Origin of the sequence: Streptomyces sp. CB02400, from assembly GCF_001905725.1 — a bacterium.
Lineage (GTDB): Bacteria > Actinomycetota > Actinomycetes > Streptomycetales > Streptomycetaceae > Streptomyces > Streptomyces atrovirens.
Window position 1 is genome coordinate 117284 of sequence record NZ_LIWB01000020.1, and the last position, 14800, is coordinate 132083.

Here is a 14800-nt window from a genome sequence, read left to right on the forward strand (position 1 = left end):
GGCGCCTCCTTGCCTTCACGCTCATCCCTTGACCGCCCCGGAGGTCAGTCCGGCGACGATCCGCCGCTGGAAGAGCAGGACGAAGATGATGATCGGAACGGTGATCACCACGGCGGCGGCGGCGATCGACCCGGTGGGCTGCTGGAACTGCGAGCTGCCGGTGAAGAACGCGATCGCGGCGGGGACCGTGCGCGCGGACTCGGTGGAGGTCAGCGAGATCGCGAACAGGAAGTCGTTCCAGCAGAAGATGAAGACGAGGATGGCGGTGGTGAACACGCCGGGCGCGGCGAGCGGCACGATGACCAGCCGGAAGGCCTGCGCGGGCGTGGCCCCGTCCACCTTGGCGGCCTTCTCCAGGTCCCAGGGGATCTCCCGGAAGAACGCCGACAGGGTGTAGATCGCCAGCGGCAGCGAGAAGGTCATGTACGGGATGATCAGCCCGGGCCAGGTGTCGAAGATCCCGATGATCCGCTCGATGTTGAACAGCGGGGAGACCAGGGAGATCGGCGGGAACATGGCGATGAGCAGCGACATGCCGATGAGGAGCTGCTTGCCGGGGAACCGCAGCCGGGCCACCGCGTAGGCGGCCATGGTGCCGAGGATCACCGCGATCACGGTGGCGATCAGGGCGATGCCGATCGAGTTGATCAGCGCCCGGGTGAACTCGGAGGTCGCGAAGATGCCCCGGTAGTTCTCGAAGGTCCAGTCCCGCGGGATGTAGTTGCCGTCGGTGAGGGTGCCGGGGTCCTTGAACGACAGCGCGGCGATCCACCACACCGGGAACAGGGCGTACAGCACCACCACGACGTTGACGAAGCCCCACCGGGTGGCGTGCGAGGTGCCCGCGGCGGCCATCAGCGCTTCACCTCCGCGCCCGGTGCGGCGGCGCCGAACAGCTTGACGAAGGTGAAGGCGATGATCCCGACGCAGAGGAAGATCAGGACCGAGATCGCCGACCCGATGCCCAGGTTCAGCGCGGTGAACAGGTTGTCGTAGCCGAGGATGGACAGGGAGCCGGTGCCGTGGGCGCCCGAGGTCAGGACGTAGATGTTGTCGAAGATCCGGAAGGCGTCCAGGGTGCGGAAGAGCAGGGCGACCAGGATGGCGGGTTTCATCAGCGGCAGCATGACCTTGGTGAACCGCTGCCAGGGGGTGGCGCCGTCGACCATGGCCGCCTTGAGGGTCTCCTCGGGGACGAGGGCGAGGCCGGCCAGCAGGAGCAGCGCCATGAACGGGGTGGTCTTCCACACCTCGGCGAGGACGATCAGCCACAGCGCGGGCCACTGCTCGGTGAGCGGGGCGTCGCCGCTGGGCAGCAGCTCGGCGAGGTAGCCGAGTTCGGGGGTCCAGGCGTACTGCCAGGAGAAGGCGGCGACGACGGTGACGATGCCGTACGGGACGAGGACCGCGGTGCGCACCGTGCCGCGCGCGAAGAGCGTGCGGTGCATCACCAGGGCGAGGCCCATGCCGAGGACGAGCTCGATGGCCACGGACACGGCGGTCAGGAACACCGTGACCCAGAAGGCGTCCCACCAGAACGGTGAGGACAGCACCGCGCCGTAGTTGCTCAGGCCCACGAACTCGGCCCGTGCCGGGAAGCGCAGGTCGTAGCGCTGGAGGGACAGGTAGACCGCGTAGCCGATGGGGTAGGCGGTCACGGCGACCATGACGAGGACGGCCGGTGCGCACAGCAGCCAGCCCAGTCGGCGCTCCTGCCTGGCGCCGGCGGAGAGGGGCTTCCCGCCCTTCGCCTCGTCCTTCGTCGGCTCTGCCATGGTGCTCACGGGATCACGCCCTCGGATCGCAGGGCCTGGTCGATCTGTTCCCTGATGGTGTCGACCGCGCTCTCGGGCTCGATCCGGGACGGCGGGGACAGGGCGTGGGAGACGGCGATCGACACGTTCTGGTAGGCGGGGGTGAGCGGCCGTACGCTCGCCCTCTCCAGGGAGGACAGGACCTCCTTGGAGAAGGGGTACTGCTTCATGAAGGCGGGGTCGTCGTAGAGGGCGCGCAGGGTGGGCGGGAGTCCGCCCTCGAGCGCGGCGGTGAGCTGGTTCTCCCGGTCGCGCAGGCACAGGGCCGCCTCGAAGGCCAGGCCGGGGTGGCGGGAGTAGGCGCTGACGGCGAGGTCGATGCCGCCGACGGTGGGGCGGGAGGGGCGGTCGGCGTCGACGCGGGGGTAGGGCGCCCAGCGGAACTCCTTGAACAACCGCGGGTTGTTGCTTCTCATCGACGGATAGACGAACGGGTAGTTGAGTTCGAAGGCCGCGACGCCGGACTCCATGGCCAGGCGGTTCTGGTCCTCCATCTGGTTGGGCAGGGAGGGGTCGGCGGCCGGGGAGTCGGCGAGGTCGCGCATGATCGAGGCGGCCCGTACGGCGGGCGGTCCGAGGGAGGGCTCGGTGGCACTCGGGTTGAGGATGGCGCCGCCCGCGCTGTTGACCAGGGAGTTGAACCAGACGGTGAGGCCCTCGTACTGGGCGCCCTGGATCTCCACGTAGTGCGGTTCGCCCCGCCGGGCGAGCTCGCGGGACATGTTCAGCATCTCGGACCAGGTCTTCGGCGGGGTGGGCACCAGGTCCTCGCGGTACCACAGGAGCTGGATGTTGGTGTTGTACGGGACGGCGTACAGCTTGCCCTTCCAGGTGGCGGTCTGCAGGGGGACGCGGAGCGTGCCCTCGGTGGCCCGGCGTTTCGTCTCGCCGGTCCACTCCCGGATCCAGCGGGCCTCGGCGAACTCGGCGGCCCAGGTGACGTCGAGGCCCAGGATGTCGAGGGAGTCGTCCTCGGCGGCGAGCCTGCGCACCAGCTGCTGGCGCTGGCCGTCGGCGGCGCGGGGCAGTTTGTGATAGCTGATGCGGTAACGGCCGCCGGACGCCCGGCTGCAGCGGTCGGCGGCCTGCTGCAGGGCGCCGGAGTCGTCGGGGAAGTTGTACCAGTCGAGGGTGGGCCGGGAGGTGTCCTCGTCACCGCCGCAGGCGGCGAGCGCCGATGCCAGCAGGGTCAGCGCGACCAGCGCCCGCGTCCGTCGCGGCCTTCCGGCACGTCCGCGCCTCGCGTGCACGCGCTCCACACCTCGCTTCCGGGATCGCGGCGCGGGTGTCCGACCCCGCGGCGGCGCCTACCCGGCGAACGTTAAACAGGACATAGGGCGACATCAAGGACATTCGTCAATGACTCACCCATGGCGCTCGATGGGCGGGGGCCGGTTCGGTCCGGGCGCGACCGCCGGGGCCGAGCTCGGCCGTTGTGCGGAGGAACGGCGAAAAGGCCGTACCGGGTATCCCCGATACGGCCTCCGACCTGCTGTTCGACAAGTCGGGACGACAGGATTTGAACCTGCGACCCCTTGACCCCCAGTCAAGTGCGCTACCAAGCTGCGCCACGTCCCGTTGCCCGTCTGACCTGGGGATTCCCCCGGCCGAACGCGCACGGAAACCATACCGCACTCCAGGCGGTGATCGCGCATCCGTTTACGGCCGCGGGCTCCTCCCGGAGCGCGCCTCCTCGGGCGGCAGGCCCAGCCGGGGGTGCGCCTCGAGGAGCCGGGGCGGGGCCGCCTGGCGCCAGGAGTCGGCGAGGATGTCGCGCAGCTCGCCCTCGTCCTCCAGGGCGGCGAGGCGGACCCTGACCCAGGCGAACTGCGCCTCGTGGCCGGCGATCCAGAACTTCTCCGGTTCGGCGAGGGCCAGTTCGTCGCGCTCCTCCTTGGGGCAGCGCACGGCGATGGAGGTCTCGTCCTCGGGCAGGGTGGCGAACATCTTCCCCGCGACCCGGAACGTGGGCATGCTCCAGGCGACCTTCTCCGTGGTGTCCGGCAGGGACAGGGCGATCCGTCGTACGTCTTCGGCATCCGGCATGGCAGGCACCGTAGCGGCCGGCACTGACACTCACCCGGTGGCGGGCGGTACGGGGTCCGCTCCCGGACGCTTGTAGTAGATCGTCGTCGGCCGCAGCACCCCGGCGGGGTCCGCCGCGTAGTCGGGGATGGCGCCGACGGGGGTCCAGCCGGAGGAGTGGTAGAGGTGCTCGGCGGGGCTGCCGGTCTCGGTGTCCAGGTGCAGCAGGGTGACGCCCCGCGCGGCGGCCGCCTCCTCCGCGACGGTCAGCAGCCGCCGTCCGAGGCCCCGGCCACGGGCCTCGCGGTGCACCATCAGCTTCACCAGTTCCGCGCGGTGGACGCTGTTGGGCTTGTCGGGGAGGGCGAGGCTCACGGTGCCCAGCACCCTTCCGGGTTCCTCGTACGCCGCCCACACCGCGAGCCGGCCTGCGGTGACGGCCGCGGACCGTTCCCTCCACCAGCCGGCCGCCTCCGCGCGGTCGAGCGGGGCCAGGAAGCCGACGGAGGCGCCGCCGTCCACCGTGTCGGCGAGCAGTTCGGCCAAGGACGGGGCCAGGTCGGCCAGGCGGGCCGCGTCCAGCCGGACGATGTTCACGGTCGCACCACCGCCAGTACGTAGCGCACGCCCTCGGGGCCGGGGCAGCGGAACCGGGTGGGGCCCCAGACGCGGAGTCTGAGGCAGTCGCCGTCGCCGAGACGGTGCTCGACGTCCCGGTCCGTCACGGCGAGGGCTCCTTCCAGGACCCAGATGTGCTGTTCCAGGCCGGGTACGGGCGGCCGGTCGTAGGTGATGTCCGCACCGGCGTCGAGCCGGCCCTCGACGAGTTCGCCGCGCAGCCCGCCGTGCGGCGGGGACACGGACCGGCGGACGAAACCGGAGGCCCTGTCCTCCCACACCGGCTGGTCGGCGGCCCGCACCAGCGGCGCGGGCTCCGCCTCGATCTCGCTGAGCAGTTGGGACATGGTCCGCCCGTAGACGGCGCACAGCCGGTTGAGCAGGGAGGCGGTGGGACTGGTCTCCGCGCGCTCGGCCCTGGACAGGGTGGACCGGCTGATCCCACTGCGCTCCGCCAGCTCTCCGAGCGACCAGCCGTGCTCGCTCCGCAGTTCGGCCAGGCGCCCGCCGAGCCGGACGTCGACGGGGTCCGGGGAGGCGTCCCCGGTCTCATCATGTTTCACATACGGGATTCTATCCCGTATTCGAGATGATAGGGAGTGGTCACCGGCCGGCTCTGGCGAGGTTGTTGTACAGCCGCCTCAGATGCTTGGCCACGGGGCACTGTGTGCCGTCCGCACCGCATTGACGGCAGCTCCGAAGGTGCTGCTCGTAGTCCTGGCGGGCCTGCTCGAGGCTGTCGTACGACGGTTGCATTCGACTTCCTGAAGGTCGTCCGGGCACCACGGATCACGGGCGCCGCAGGGGGATGGGGCCACCTCGACTGGTTGCCTGAGGCGCACACATCAACTTTGATCTTGTTACTCGCAGTACGGCAAACCGGGCCGGCGAGCTGTGGTCCCGCGGGCGTTTCACAGCCGGGCGCCGCGGCGCTCACCGCGCAGCAGCCACGCCAGGTAGGCGCCGCCGGCCACACCGGTGAGCACGCCGACCGGCAGCAGTGCCGAGCCGGTCAGCCGCTGGGTGACCAGGTCGGCGGCGGTCACCAGGAGCGCCCCCGTCCATCCGGCGGGCAGGACGTTCGGCCCCGCGGCCCGGGTCACGCGGCGTGCCGGCTGCGGGGCCGCCATCGCCACGAACGGGACCGGGCCGGCCGCCGCGACGGCCATCGCCGTGAGTCCCGTACCGGCGGCGAGCAGGACCAGGCGGCTGCGCTCGGGCGGCACCCCGAGCGCGGCGGCGGTGTCGTCGCCCATCTCCAGCATCGTCAGCCGCCGCGCGTGGACCAGGACGACCGGGAGCAGGGCCGGCAGTCCGAGCGCCGCGACGCGTACGTCGGTCCAGTCGCGGGCGTTGAGGGAGCCGATCGTCCAGCTCGCCGCCTGGGCGGCCTTGCCGATGTCCGCGCGGACGTACAGGAAGCCGGTGGCCGCGCCGAGCACGGCGGACGCGCCGATGCCGACGAGGACCAGCCGGTAGCCGTGCACGCCGCGCCGCCAGGCCAGCAGGTACACGGCGGCGGCGGTGGCGAGGCCTCCGCAGACCGCGCCGGCCGCGGTCTGCGCGGCACGGCACCCGTGTCGAGGACGATGATCGCGACCAGTGCCCCGGCCGAGGCGCCGGACGTTCGAGGAGAAGAAGCGCGTCACCGTCGAGGGCGCGGGCCCGGCCGGCCTGACCCTCGACGAGAGGACCGGCGCCCTCTACGCCGCCGACCTGGGCAACGACCGGCTCATCGAGCTGAAGCGCGGCTCCACGACCCCGCGCTTCCTCCCGGCCGGTGACGGCCCGATCTCTGTCTCCCTGTCGAAGAACGGCCGGACGGCCTACACCGCCGACCAGACCTCGGGCACCCTGTCCGTGATCGACCTGCGCGAGGGCACCGTGACCAAGTCCGTGGCGACCGGCGCCGGCGCCCTCTCGGTGGCCACCGACGAGCGCTCCGGCGACGTCGTGGTGGTCAACCGCACCGCCGTCACCGTCACGGTGGTCGACCCGCGCGAGGGCGTGGTCGAGGAGACCGTGGCCACCGGGGCCAACCCCAACCACGTGGAGATCACCGACGGCACCGCCTACGTGACCGACAAGTCCGGCGCCACGCAGACCGAGGACACCCTGGCCCGGATCCGCCTCGCCCGCTGAGGCCCCGGCGGGGGCGGCCGGTCCTGCCTGCCGCCCCCGTTCTCGCTGCGCGGCCTTCGCGGGCGTCAGCCTTCGCGGGCGTCAGCCGCCCGAGCAGACGGCGCCGTTGAGGCGGAAGACCGTCGGCTGCGGGTTGGGCCCGTCATTGGCGCCGACGAAGCCGAACGAGGCCGTCGACCCGCCGTCCGGGGCCAGCGCCCCGGCACCTTCGGGAGCGGTCACCCGTACATGCGTGCCCGTCTGGTGGAACGTGGCGTTCCAGCCGGAGGACACCGACTGGCGGTCGGTCGGCCAGTCCCAGTCCACGGTCCAGCCGGTGATCGGGGTGTCCGAGAGGTTCCGGACGGTGACCGTGGCCACGAAGCCGTTGCCCCAGCTCGTGTCGCGGTGGTAGGTCACCGCGCAGGGGGCGTCCGGCGGAGTGCCGGTGGTGAAGGTCAGCGGAGTGGACGGGGCGGAGAGCCGGCCAGAGGCGTCGGCCGCCAGCACGTTGACCGTGTGGGTGCTGCCCGGGGGCAGGTTCCGCAGGGTCACGGACGTGCCGGTGGTCTCGCCCACCACATGGGTGTGCGCGCCGTCGCGCTCCTGGACCAGGTAGCGGGTGGCGCCCGCCGCGCCCTCCCAGGACAGGCTCGCGGTGGTGTCGGTCACCGCCTCCAGCCGCGGTGTCCCCGGGGCCCCGGCGTCGGACGCCCCCGGCCCGGTGCCGGACTGCGGAGTGAGGGTGACGGTGAGCATCCCGTACGGCGGCACGGTGACCCGGGAGGCGGACGCCGTACCGTCGGTGACGTCGGTGATGTCGCTGTCGCCGCGCGCGTAACGGCTGACCTCGGGTGCGGCGGCGGACGGGGTGAAGCCCTCGTAGTCGAGGTCCACGGTCCGCGCGGCGTCCGGGTCCTTGTTGATGAGCAGGACGCTCAGCCGTCCGTCGCGACGGTGCACGGCGTGGGCGGAGACGTCCTGCGCGGAGGACGCGGCGGCGACCAGGGTGTCGCCGGCGGTGCCCAGTTCGCTGGTCATCTTCATGCCGTAGTAGGGGTGGAACGGTGTGTTGGGCGCCGGCTCGCAGACGTCACCGGTGCAGGCGCCGCTGGAGAGCATCCCCATGTCGCCGTAGTCCGTCTCGCCGTCGACGGTGGTGATCCGGCCCGCGCCGTTGTGGGTGTTCCACCAGTCGACGGTGAAGACACCGTTCTCCAGGGCCGTCATGAACGCATCGGCGGCGAACAGGCCGTTGGGGCGGGCGGTGAGCATGGCGCCGCCGGTGTTGGTGTTGATCTCGGTGAGGGCGATGCCGATGCGCGGTGAGTCGGCGCCCGCGTACCGGTCGAGCTGGCTGCGGACCTCGCGCAGTTCGCCGGGCAGCCTGGTCAGCCTGGCCATGGCGTCCTCGGCGGTGGTGTCGGCGCCGCCCGCGTACCAGTGGACGCTCACGAAGTCGATGACGTCGGTGACTTCGGAGAGCACGGTGTGGTTCCAGTCGCCCGGATCGCCCTCGCCGACGACGCCGTCCGGCCAGTGGCCCGGGGTGGTGAGGACCGCGCCGATCTTGACGGTGGGGTCGACGGCCTTCATGGCCTCTGCGTAGGCGCGGACCTGACGGGCGTACTCCCGGGGGCTCTTGTCCTCGTGCTCGTCGTGCTCCCAGCCGTTGCCGTAGTGGCCGTTGCCGTAGATCTCGTTGCCGATCTCCCAGTACTTCGCGTCGTAGTCCTTGGTGACGTTGGCGTACCGGACCCAGCCGGCCGCCTCCTCGGGCGTGCCGGAGCCGTAGTTGGCGATCAGGATCGGCTGGGCGCCGGTGGCGCGGACGGTGCCCATGAAGGCGTCGAAGCCGGTGCCGGGGGCGACGTATCCGCCGGGCGCCGTGTGCGTCTCCCAGTGGTAGATGTCCGCGTACGAGCCGCCGGGGTAGCGCATCGCCCCGACGTCGGCCGCCTTCATCAGGTCGGCGACCTCGGGATCGTTCATGTGCGAGTCCCAGATGGCCGTGTTGACCCCGCGCGCGGTGTCGGACATGCGGCCCAGCGATGCCTGCGTGTTGACCTGGACGTCGACGTCCGCGGCGGGGGTCTCGGGCGCGGCGGCCGACGCGACACCGGTGGCGTTCAGCGGGGACAGCAGGGCGAGCGCGGCGGTCAGGGCGGCGGCGGTGCGTACGAGGTGACGGGTGCCGGTACCGGCCGGCCGGCCGGATCTCTGCGGTAAGGACATGGGGGATCCTCCCTCGGGGTCCGGCGGCACGGGCGGGCGGCGGGTGCCGGACCCGTGCGGCCGGACAGGCGGAGTGCCGGTGCGGCAGCAGGACGTTCCGCGCCGGTGGCACAGGAAACGGTGCGTGGATGCGGTGCGGTCGCGCACGGGCGGCGCGCGGCGGATCACGCTGGTGGGAGCGCTCCCATGATGGGAGTGGTGTGACCTTCTGTCAACAGGCGGGCTCCGGGGGCATCGGTGTGACCGTCCGTCCGGAGGAGAGCCTTGGGAGCGCAGGCCGGCGCGAGACGGCGGGCGCCCACCACGACCGGACGTGTCAGGTGTCCTGACGGACGTGCTCAGACGTCCTGACGGACCTGAAGGGCCTTGGCCGGGCCTTCGACGGGGTCGACGACCGTGGCGGCGACGCGGAACCGGCTGTCGAGCGCGGACCAGATCTCGTCCAGCAGGTCCTCGGCGGTCTTCGCCTCGACGGCCGTCTCGGCATAGGGCGCGGCGACGGAGACCCGCTCGCCGTCGGACACGTACGTCGTGAGCAGAACGGCCTCACCGGGCTCCAGGTCCCGCACCGCGAGGGTCATCACGTTCGTCGACGGACGCGAGGCACGGCTGGGGCGCGCGGCGCCGAGCACGGCGGCGCGGCCACCGTCGAGGCTGATCAGCGCGGTGATGCGGGAGGTGCGGATCGGCGGGTCCGGCTCGTACTCCAGTCCGCCGAGCGCCACGGTGGGCGCGGCCCCGCCGCGCAGCCGCTCGGCCACCTGGGACACCTGCTCGCCGTTGCCGAGGACGAGCCAGTCCCGTGTGGTCGTCACGGCGGCGTAGTGCCGCAGCGGGTCGTGCTCGCCGGGAGCCGGCGGGCCGACCACCAGGTCGCCGTCGACCAGACGCAGCGCACGGTCCCGGGACGCCGCACTGCGCCCCGTGAGGAAGTAGCCGCCCAGAACGGCTCCGGAGTGCGTGCGGGCGTACAGGACGCCCCGTCCGGGGTAGGGGTCGGCGGCCAGCAGTTCGTGCAGTGTGAGCATCCGGTCGGCTTTCTGATCGGTCGGTCCGAGGAGGTACCTGAAGATACCGTTCAGCCGTCCCCGCGCTGCGACTTGATGCCGTTCAGTCCTCGGTGACGTCGATGGGGTGATCGCCGCATCCCTCGAAGACGCTCGGGGCCCCGTGGGTGATCACGAGCACGTAGGAGGTGGGGACGAGGGGACAGTCCTGTTCTTTCCACTGCACGGCGAAGACGGTCCAGACGGCGAGCAGGATCACGACGACGACGGACGGCACGCTCCGTGTCGTGTGCCGGCTGCCGTCACCGCCCTCCGCGTGGCGGCGGACGGGCCCCCCGGGGCGGGCCGGACCGCCGGGGCCGCCTGCCGGCGGTTCGCTTCGGGCCTTCGAACGTTCCCAGGGGCGTCCGCCCTCGGGCTCCCCCATGTCGTCCATTCTCATCGCGTCGGTTCTCTCCTTCGCCCGGCACAGGGGTGTGCGCCATCCGCCCCCGGACACCAGGTGCCCTCCGGCGCCGGGCAGGCACGAGCTCACCCGGGTGTCGCCGCTTCACTGTGCCAAGCACGGACAACCCAGTCCTCGGCGGGGAGCGCAGCCATCCTTGTCATGGAGCGCAGCCCGGACCTCGCCGGCGTGACACCACCGGCGGTCGAGGATGGCCGGAAACCTACTCGTCACACGGACCCGGTGCTCGTACGAACGTGCGACGACGTCCCGTGGTCCCGTCGAGCACCGGGTGTCCGGGGGCGGACTCGGTGCTCTCGGTGCTCTCGGTGCTCTCGGTGCTCTCGCCGAGGAAGCCGCCCGACTGGTGCCGCCACAGCTTGGCGTAGGCGCCGTTCGTCGCGAGCAACTCCTTGTGGGTGCCCTGTTCGACGACGCTTCCGCGGTCGAGGACGACGAGACGGTCCATGCCGGCGACGGTGCTCAGGCGGTGGGCGACCACGAGGGCCGTACGTCCGTCCATCAGCCGCCACAGGGCGTCCTGGACGAGGAGTTCGCTCTCCGAGTCCAGCGCACTGGTCGCCTCGTCGAGCAGCAGGATCGGGGCGTCGCGGAGGACGGCCCTGGCGAGGGCGACGCGCTGGCGCTGGCCGCCCGAGAGTTTCACTCCCCTCTCCCCCACCAGGGTGGCGAAGCCGTCGGGGAGTTGGTCGGCGAACTCCGTGACGTGTGCGGCCGCGGCCGCCGCGTGGATCTCCTCGTCGGTGGCGCCGGGCCGGGCGAAGGCGATGTTGTCCCGCAGGCTGCGGTGGAACATCGCGGGTTCCTGCGGAACGTACGCGATCAGTGAACGCAGGTCGGCCTGGCGCAGCCGGCTGATGTCCTGACCGCCGATCAGGACGCGTCCGCCGTCGATGTCCGACATCCGCAGCAGGAGCCGGGTGAGCGTGGTCTTGCCGCCGCCGGACCTGCCGACCAGGCCGATCCGCGTGCCTGCGGGCACATCCAGGTCGAGGCCCCGGAAGATCGGCTTCGCGCCGGCGTGGGCGAACGTCACCGCCTCGAAGCGGACGCCGGTGTCCCGCGGTGCGAGCGGTTCGGGTTCCGCCGGATCGAGCACGGTGGGCGGGTCCAGCAGCAGCTCCGTGAACTGTGCGGCCTCGGTCATCGAGCTTTCCAGCCGCCGGTAGATCTGGTTGAACTCGAACATGATCTGGGTCGCGTTGGAGTAGTAGGTGAAAGCGACGACGATCTCCTCCACTCCCTGTCCCGGGCCGCCGAAGGCGACGGCGACCAACAGGCCCAGCACGTTGGTCAGCACGGACATGGGGGCGACCAGGACGTCGACGCGCAGATTGCCGTAGTCCCACGACTTCAACGTCAGGCGCCGGGAGTCCGCGACACGACTGCGGTGTTCCTGGGCCTCCCGGCGCTCGGCCGCGAACGCCCGGATGGTCTCCATGTTCATGAGGCTGTCGGCGACATGGCCGGAGACCCGGGCGATCGCCGCCTCACGGTCGTTGACGAGCCTCTGCCGGCGCCGGATCAGAGGTGTCGCGGCCACCACGGTCAGCGCGATCATCACCAGGAGGCCGGCGACGAGCATCGGTTCGTAGCTCCACAGCACCACGGCACCGAACACCAGGGGGACGAGACTGCCCACGATCCGGTACGTCACCGTGTCGACGAAGTCCTCGAAGCGCTTGCCGAAGCTCAACACCCTTTTGGTCAGGGAGCCGGCGAAGTTGTCGTGGAAGAACGCCGCGTCCTGGGCGAGGAGTTCGTCCATGCCGCTCACGTACAGGTGCTCCATGCCGAGGGCGTCCACGCGGTTCAGGCAGTGCTGCCCGATCCGCCACACGGCCTCGGCGAGCAGCAGCACCGCGCCGAAGCCCAGCACGTACGGCAGTGCCGAGGCGAGGGTGAGACCACCGTCGTCGGCGGCCTGCCCCGCCAGTTTGGCGATCAGCAGGGGGGCGATGTAGCGGATGCCGATGTTGCCCACGGCCGGCAGCAGCAGCGCGGGCAGGGCCAGCAGCCGTAGTCGCAGCAGTTCCCGGCCGTAGCGACGCAGCGCCAGAACGACCGCGCTCCTGCCCGGCGTCGGCCCTCGCGTATCTGTTGTCCCCATCACACTCCCGGAGGCTCGGAAGTCGGCAGTCTCCCGTCGGGGGAGGTTCCCGGTCCAGGCATTTACCGCGGACTGGCGAGAACCGGACACCGATGTGTTCAACGCACACAGCGGACGTATCAGCTGGTGAACTTCCGGTGATCGGTGCGGCCGTTTCGGCACGGGAGTCAGCACGGTGCTGCGCGCATACACAGTCCCCGAACTATGGCGTCCCGCCACATGTGCGCCTGACCTGCGTATTTCTACGGGGTGCCGGCACGTACCCGCCCCCACCGCACACGAGGAAGTGGCGCACATGGCCTCCCCAGCAACCGCTCCCCCGCCTCCCGGCAACCTCAAGCGCATCGTCGCCGCGTCCCTCATCGGCACCGCCATCGAGTGGTACGACAACTCATTCGATCGGGCTAGGACCCGCGGTTTTCCATGAGTCCGGCCTTCGAGGTCAGCACGGAACCAGCACGGGGTTCGTGGCGTGCTGACCCGGTGCTGTCCGACCTGCGTCACAGCACGCTCGATCACCCCCGACGGCATCCGCACATGGTTGCTCAGTGTCACCGGCAGCCCGAGCCGACAGGGACAGGTCAACTGCTCGGTAAGAGGGCCTGTCACAAGGTCACCTGACCCGGCCGCGTTCACGCTGATCTGGTTCAGGCCGATGCCTCACAGTGACTACAGGGCGGTGGTCCCGGGCGGCGGCCGGGGCACCGTGCGGCCGGGCACGGCGGCGTCCGCCGTGCCCGGGCGCGGACGGGTCAGCCGGTGAAACCGGCCGTGATGGAGGTGAACTCCCAGTTGGGGCGGTCGCGGTTGACCGACCAGAAGGCGAGCCGTCCGATGTGGTGGGAGTTGGCCCAGTCGCGGATCTGGGTCCAGATCCGCGGGGTGGTGATCTCACCGGTGTCGCTGCTGTTGTTCATGCCGGAGATGCCGATGTGGGCGTATGCCTGCGCCTCGGTCCAGCCGAAGACGGACATGAGCTTGCCCTTCAGGCCCTCGGTCGCGTTCACCGTGCTGCCGTACATGTCGGCCTGGCCACCGAAGTTGAACGGCATGATGGTGAAGTTGTCGATGTCCGCCCCGAGGGCGTGGGAGCGCTCGATGAGGCGGTTGCCCCAGGAGTTGGGGCCGGTGTTGAGGGTCGGGAAGGTGAGGATCGTCCGCAGGCCCGGGTTGTTCTGCTTGACGATCTTCAGGGCGCCGAGGATGCGGTCCTGGACCGCCGCGTTCTCGAACTCGTCGGTGTTCTCGATGTCGACGTCGATCGCCTTGAGGTCGTAGGCGTCGATCACCTTCTGGTAGGCGCCGGCGAGAGCTTCGGGAGTGGCGCAGTTGGGGCCGAGCTTGTTGCCGCTCCAGCCTCCGATGGAGGGGACGATGTCGCCGCCGGCCGCGCGGATCGCTTCGATGGTCGACTCGTCCACGCCTCCGGTGAGGGGGCGCTGGCTGTCCCAGGCGGGGTTGCATCCGTTCTGCGCGAGGATGAAGGCCATCGTGTACCACTTGATGCCGGTGGCGTTCATGACCTCGGTCGCACTCGGCGGATTGCCCCAGCCGAGATAGAGGTAGGGCGCGGCCTGGATGAAGCGGGTGTCGTCGCCGCCCTTCTCGTCAGTGGTCGCGGTGACGGCCTGGGAGTCCGGGGACACGTTTCCCGCCCGGTCCTTCGCCCGGACGGTGAAGCGGTAGTCGGTGCTGGGCGTCAGGCCGGAGACCGTCGCGGTGGTTCCCGTCACCGATGTCGCCAGGACACCGTCGCGGTAGACGTCGTAGCCGGTGACGCCGACGTTGTCGGTGGAGGCGTTCCAGGCGAGCGAGACGCTGGTCGCGGAGGTGCCGGTGACCCGGGGGGAGCCCGGCGCGGTGGGGGCCTCGGCGTCGTCGCCGCCACCGGGACCGTCCAGGCTGATGTCGTCGGCGTGGTAGGTGCCCTGGCCGTACCAGCCGTGCAGGTAGACCTCGGCGGTGCGCTGGGAGGCGCCGGTGGTGAAGGAGACGGTCAGCTGTTTCCAGTCGGAGGCGGAGGCGGTCCACGTGGACGCGTCGCCGTCGACGCCGAGGTACACGTAGTTCCCGCGCACCCAGGCGGACAGGGTGTACTCGGTGTCGGGCTGGACGGAGACCGTCTGTGCGCACCGTGCGTTGTCGGCGGTGCTCGCGGCGCCCGCGAGCGCCTTGGTGCCGCCGTGCACGGGGCTGCTCACCACGGATCCCGTACCGTCCGAGCAGGACCAGTCCGACAGGGTGCCGGACTCGAACCCGGGGTCGGACAGCAGGTTGGCGGCTTGTGCGGCGGAGGGCGTGGTCAGTGCGCCGGCGCTGCCGATCAGGGCGGCGGTGGCGCAGGCGAGGATGCGGTGTCGGGTTCTCACGCTGTCTCCCGATGGGGTGGAGGAGAGCCGATGCG

General features: G+C 71.1%; 13 protein-coding genes and 1 tRNA gene. 1 reads left to right on the forward strand and 13 read right to left on the reverse strand.

The features are described 5' to 3' along the window. Positions 1-21: 21 nt before the first annotated feature. The 8 genes from AMK33_RS34120 to AMK33_RS34155 all read right to left on the reverse strand — a co-directional run bounded on the left by AMK33_RS34120 (position 22) and on the right by AMK33_RS34155 (position 5971). A complete protein-coding gene (locus tag AMK33_RS34120; RefSeq protein WP_073936888.1) occupies positions 22-855 on the reverse strand; it encodes a carbohydrate ABC transporter permease in 834 nt (277 codons plus the stop codon). Continuing rightward, positions 855-1775 carry a carbohydrate ABC transporter permease gene (locus AMK33_RS34125; protein ID WP_079195068.1) on the reverse strand — a complete coding sequence of 307 codons (921 nt, stop codon included), beginning with the start codon at positions 1773-1775 and terminating at the stop codon, positions 855-857. The genes AMK33_RS34120 and AMK33_RS34125 overlap by 1 nt, the downstream gene beginning before the upstream one ends. 5 nt (positions 1776-1780) lie before the next feature. Further along, positions 1781-3064: an ABC transporter substrate-binding protein gene (locus AMK33_RS34130; RefSeq protein ID WP_201263134.1), complete on the reverse strand. Its 1284-nt coding sequence runs from the start codon at positions 3062-3064 to the stop codon at positions 1781-1783. A gap of 254 nt (positions 3065-3318) precedes the next feature. Beyond that, a tRNA-Pro gene (locus AMK33_RS34135) sits at positions 3319-3392 on the reverse strand. Positions 3393-3473: 81 nt separating this feature from the next. After that, positions 3474-3860: an MmcQ/YjbR family DNA-binding protein gene (locus tag AMK33_RS34140; protein ID WP_073936890.1), complete on the reverse strand. Its 387-nt coding sequence runs from the start codon at positions 3858-3860 to the stop codon at positions 3474-3476. Between the two features lie 30 nt (positions 3861-3890). Next, the gene (locus tag AMK33_RS34145) at positions 3891-4436 is read right to left on the reverse strand and encodes a GNAT family N-acetyltransferase (protein WP_107425299.1); all 546 of its coding nucleotides are present in this window, start codon (positions 4434-4436) and stop codon (positions 3891-3893) included. Then, positions 4433-5020, reverse strand: a complete 588-nt coding sequence (locus AMK33_RS34150; protein ID WP_073936891.1) for a helix-turn-helix domain-containing protein — start codon at positions 5018-5020, stop codon at positions 4433-4435. Before AMK33_RS34150 ends, AMK33_RS34145 begins: the two co-directional genes overlap by 4 nt. Before the next feature lie 348 nt (positions 5021-5368). After that, positions 5369-5971 carry a FecCD family ABC transporter permease gene (locus AMK33_RS34155; RefSeq protein ID WP_235618275.1) on the reverse strand — a complete coding sequence of 201 codons (603 nt, stop codon included), beginning with the start codon at positions 5969-5971 and terminating at the stop codon, positions 5369-5371. Positions 5972-6059: 88 nt separating this feature from the next. Between AMK33_RS34155 and AMK33_RS34160 the strand changes: the two genes are divergently transcribed. Then, positions 6060-6599: a YncE family protein gene (locus AMK33_RS34160; RefSeq protein WP_073936892.1), complete on the forward strand. Its 540-nt coding sequence runs from the start codon at positions 6060-6062 to the stop codon at positions 6597-6599. 81 nt (positions 6600-6680) lie between these two features. Here the strand turns inward: AMK33_RS34160 and AMK33_RS34165 are convergent, their stop codons facing one another. The 5 genes from AMK33_RS34165 to AMK33_RS34185 form a co-directional block, all read right to left on the reverse strand. Beyond that, positions 6681-8813 (reverse strand): cellulose binding domain-containing protein, encoded by a 2133-nt coding sequence (locus tag AMK33_RS34165; protein WP_073936893.1) that lies wholly within the window; start codon positions 8811-8813, stop codon positions 6681-6683. A 338-nt stretch (positions 8814-9151) separates the two neighbouring features. After that, positions 9152-9841 carry an IMP cyclohydrolase gene (locus tag AMK33_RS34170; protein ID WP_073936894.1) on the reverse strand — a complete coding sequence of 230 codons (690 nt, stop codon included), beginning with the start codon at positions 9839-9841 and terminating at the stop codon, positions 9152-9154. Positions 9842-9923: 82 nt separating this feature from the next. Beyond that, entirely contained in the window at positions 9924-10262 is a 339-nt protein-coding gene (locus AMK33_RS43120) for a hypothetical protein (protein WP_167748611.1), read from the reverse strand. A 226-nt stretch (positions 10263-10488) separates the two neighbouring features. Continuing rightward, positions 10489-12396 carry an ABC transporter ATP-binding protein gene (locus AMK33_RS34180; protein WP_107425302.1) on the reverse strand — a complete coding sequence of 636 codons (1908 nt, stop codon included), beginning with the start codon at positions 12394-12396 and terminating at the stop codon, positions 10489-10491. A gap of 752 nt (positions 12397-13148) precedes the next feature. Then, complete coding sequence (locus AMK33_RS34185) at positions 13149-14765, reverse strand: carbohydrate binding domain-containing protein (protein ID WP_073936896.1); 1617 nt, start codon at positions 14763-14765, stop codon at positions 13149-13151. Between the last annotated feature and the right edge of the window lie 35 nt (positions 14766-14800).

Bases quoted from the DNA above. Each gene is read 5' to 3' on its own strand.
- AMK33_RS34125 (WP_079195068.1), bottom strand. From the start codon at position 1,775: ATGGCAGAGCCGACGAAGGACGAGGCGAAGGGCGGGAAGCCCCTCTCC.
- AMK33_RS34180 (WP_107425302.1), bottom strand. From the start codon at position 12,396: ATGGGGACAACAGATACGCGAGGGCCGACGCCGGGCAGGAGCGCGGTC.
- AMK33_RS34165 (WP_073936893.1), bottom strand. From the start codon at position 8,813: ATGTCCTTACCGCAGAGATCCGGCCGGCCGGCCGGTACCGGCACCCGT.
- AMK33_RS34170 (WP_073936894.1), bottom strand. From the start codon at position 9,841: ATGCTCACACTGCACGAACTGCTGGCCGCCGACCCCTACCCCGGACGG.
- AMK33_RS34120 (WP_073936888.1), bottom strand. From the start codon at position 855: ATGGCCGCCGCGGGCACCTCGCACGCCACCCGGTGGGGCTTCGTCAAC.
- AMK33_RS43120 (WP_167748611.1), bottom strand. From the start codon at position 10,262: ATGAGAATGGACGACATGGGGGAGCCCGAGGGCGGACGCCCCTGGGAA.
- AMK33_RS34140 (WP_073936890.1), bottom strand. From the start codon at position 3,860: ATGCCGGATGCCGAAGACGTACGACGGATCGCCCTGTCCCTGCCGGAC.